Origin of the sequence: Acidovorax sp. HMWF018 (assembly GCF_003061035.1) — a bacterium.
GTDB lineage: Bacteria > Pseudomonadota > Gammaproteobacteria > Burkholderiales > Burkholderiaceae_C > Acidovorax > Acidovorax delafieldii.
In genome coordinates this window covers 1-2,752 of sequence record NZ_QAIM01000415.1, presented here as the reverse complement: position 1 = coordinate 2,752, position 2,752 = coordinate 1, and the positions used below count along the sequence as shown (strand labels likewise).

The 2,752-nt window shown below is 65.7% G+C and carries 3 protein-coding genes and 1 riboswitch; all 3 genes read right to left on the bottom strand.

What is annotated here, in order from left to right; genetic code table 11:
- Positions 1-167 precede the first annotated feature (167 nt).
- Positions 168-2,072, bottom strand: a complete 1,905-nt coding sequence (thiC, locus tag DBR23_RS17075; protein ID WP_108499039.1) for a phosphomethylpyrimidine synthase ThiC — start codon at positions 2,070-2,072, stop codon at positions 168-170.
- Positions 2,073-2,193: 121 nt separating this feature from the next.
- Positions 2,194-2,317: riboswitch (TPP riboswitch) on the bottom strand.
- A 54-nt stretch (positions 2,318-2,371) separates the two neighbouring features.
- The gene (locus DBR23_RS29980; RefSeq protein WP_015012563.1) at positions 2,372-2,548 is read right to left on the bottom strand and encodes a hypothetical protein; all 177 of its coding nucleotides are present in this window, start codon (positions 2,546-2,548) and stop codon (positions 2,372-2,374) included.
- Positions 2,549-2,560: 12 nt separating this feature from the next.
- A partial coding sequence (locus DBR23_RS17070) for a UDP-3-O-acyl-N-acetylglucosamine deacetylase (RefSeq protein ID WP_199227732.1) occupies positions 2,561-2,752 on the bottom strand: 192 nt, incomplete at its 5' end.

The window sequence follows — 2,752 nt, the reverse complement described above, 5'->3', positions numbered from 1 at the left end:
TCCAGCATAGCAAATTTGGTGCCACACACACCCCCCGCCTTCTGGGCCGGGGGTGGGCGGGACTATATGCCGGGCAAGACGGTCCACCGCACAGGGTAAGCACGGCCCCGGGGCCCTGTTTCAGGGAATCCTCGGGGCCAGTAGCTGCGCTTATTGCGCCGCTGCCATCACACGGGCTTGAGCGGGATGTACAGCTCGCCGCCGCCCTGCTGGAACTCGGCCGCCTTGGCCTGCATGCCCTGGGCCAGGGCTTCGGCCTCGGCCACGCCCTTTTGCGCGGCAAAGTCGCGCACTTCCTGGGTGATCTTCATCGAGCAGAACTTGGGCCCACACATCGAGCAGAAATGCGCCACCTTGGCCGAGTCCTTGGGCAGGGTCTCGTCGTGGTATTCCTTGGCCGTCTCCGGGTCCAGGCCCAGGTTGAACTGGTCCTGCCAGCGGAAGTCGAAGCGCGCCTGACTGAGCGCATCGTCGCGCGAGCGGGCGCCGGGGTGGCCCTTGGCCACGTCGGCCGCGTGGGCGGCAATCTTGTAGGCAATGATCCCCTGCTTCACGTCGTCACGGTCGGGCAAGCCCAGGTGCTCCTTGGGCGTCACGTAGCACAGCATGGCCGTGCCCATCCAGCCGATCATGGCCGCGCCAATCGCGCTGGCGATGTGGTCATAGCCCGGCGCGATGTCGATGGTCAGCGGGCCCAGGGTGTAGAACGGCGCTTCGCGGCAGGTCTTGAGCTGCTCGGTCATGTTGGCCTGGATCATGTGCATGGGCACATGGCCGGGGCCTTCGATCATGGTCTGCACGTCGTGCTTCCAGGCCACTTGCGTGAGTTCGCCCAGGGTGTGCAGTTCGGCAAACTGGGCTTCATCATTGGCATCGGACGCGCAGCCAGGCCGCAGGCCATCGCCCAGGCTGAACGACACGTCGTACGCCTTCATGATGTCGCAGATATCTTCGAAGTGCTCGTACAGGAAGCTCTCGCGGTGGTGCGCCATGCACCACTTGGCCATGATGGAGCCGCCGCGCGAGACGATGCCCGTGCGCCGCTGCGCCGTGAGGTGGATGTAAGCCAGGCGCACGCCCGCATGGATGGTGAAGTAATCCACGCCCTGCTCGGCCTGCTCGATCAGCGTGTCGCGGAAGATCGCCCAGGTCAGGTCCTCGGCCACGCCACCCACTTTTTCGAGCGCCTGGTAGATCGGCACCGTGCCGATGGGAACAGGGCTGTTGCGCACGATCCAGTCGCGTGTGGTGTGGATGTTCTTGCCGGTGGACAGGTCCATCACATTGTCGGCGCCCCAGCGGATGGCCCAGACGAGCTTTTCCACTTCTTCTTCGATGCTGGAGGTGACGGCCGAGTTACCGATGTTGGCGTTGATCTTGACCAGGAAGTTGCGGCCAATCGCCATCGGCTCCACCTCGGGGTGGTTGATGTTGGCGGGAATGATGGCGCGGCCCCGGGCCACTTCGTCGCGCACGAATTCGGGCGTGATGATGCGCGGGATGCTGGCGCCCATCGGGTTGCCCATCAGGCGCTTCTCGCGACCTGCGTCGGCCATGTACTGCTCCATCCACTCGCGCTTGCCGTTTTCGCGGATGGCCACGTATTCCATCTCGGGCGTGACGATGCCCTTCTTGGCGTAGTGCATCTGCGTGACGTTGGCGCCAGCCTTGGCGCGCAGGGGCTTGCGCTGCAGGGCGGCGGCCTCGGCACGCAGCTGGGCCAAGCGCGTGGCGTCTTCACTCTTTTGGCCGTCGTCCAGCGCTACGGGGGCGCGGCCTTCGTAGTGCTCCACATCGCCACGGCCGGTGATCCAGCCACCGCGCACGCTGGCCAGGCCCTGGCGCACGTCGATCACGGCGTTGGGATCGGTGTAGGGGCCGGAGGTGTCATACACGCTGACCAGCTCGCCGTTGGTGAGCGCGATGTCGCGCACCGGCACGCGCAGGTCGGTGTGCAGGTGGCCGGGGATAAAGGCCTTGCGGGATGCGGGGAAGGGTTCGCGGGTGCGGGCGAGCAGCTCGGCAAACTTCTCGGGGGCGGCGAGCTTGGCGTGGGGATCGGGGGCGTTCATGGGCAGGTCTCCTGGTTCCGGTGGCGGTGGGTCTGCTCCGGAATGGACCTGTGCGCCCCTCGGGTGGCTGCGCATGGCAGCACCTGAGGCAAGGCGTGCCCACAGGGAGTGCGGGCACGGGGACAAGGAGGTCGGCTCTTCTTCCGCCGGTATGAACCGGATCAAGTTCGTCGGGTTCGCAAGCTCGCCTGAATTCCTTCAGGACTCTTGCATCTCAGCGCATCAGCACACCCCGGAGCAGGCGCGAGTATAGGGCAGAGGAAAAACGGGCCCGCAGGGCCCGCGCATCAGCCGATACATCAGGCAAGGCGGCCGATGAGGATCACTGCAAAAAAGAACACAGCGGCAATCACCGTCCACTTGAGGATGACGAGCCCCAGGCGCTTGTAGCGCGGCTGCCCGGTGCCCGCGTAAAACGCGAACGACACGGCCGCCGCCAGGAGCAGCAGCATGGCCAGCCAGCGAAAGATCAACATGGCAAGTGGGCCCTACCAGGCGCGCGCAGGCTGCGCAAAGCCGGTGGGAGCCTGGCGCTCGTCCTGGAACGTGACCACCTCCCAGGCATCACGCTGGGCCAGCAGCTCACGCAGCAAGAGGTTGTTCATGGCGTGGCCCGAGCGGAACGCACTGTAGGCGGCCAGCAGCGGCTTGCCGATGAGGTACAGGTCACCCATGGCATC

Bases quoted from the DNA above. Each gene is read 5' to 3' on its own strand.
- thiC (WP_108499039.1), bottom strand. From the start codon at position 2,072: ATGAACGCCCCCGATCCCCACGCCAAGCTCGCCGCCCCCGAGAAGTTT.
- DBR23_RS29980 (WP_015012563.1), bottom strand. From the start codon at position 2,548: ATGTTGATCTTTCGCTGGCTGGCCATGCTGCTGCTCCTGGCGGCGGCC.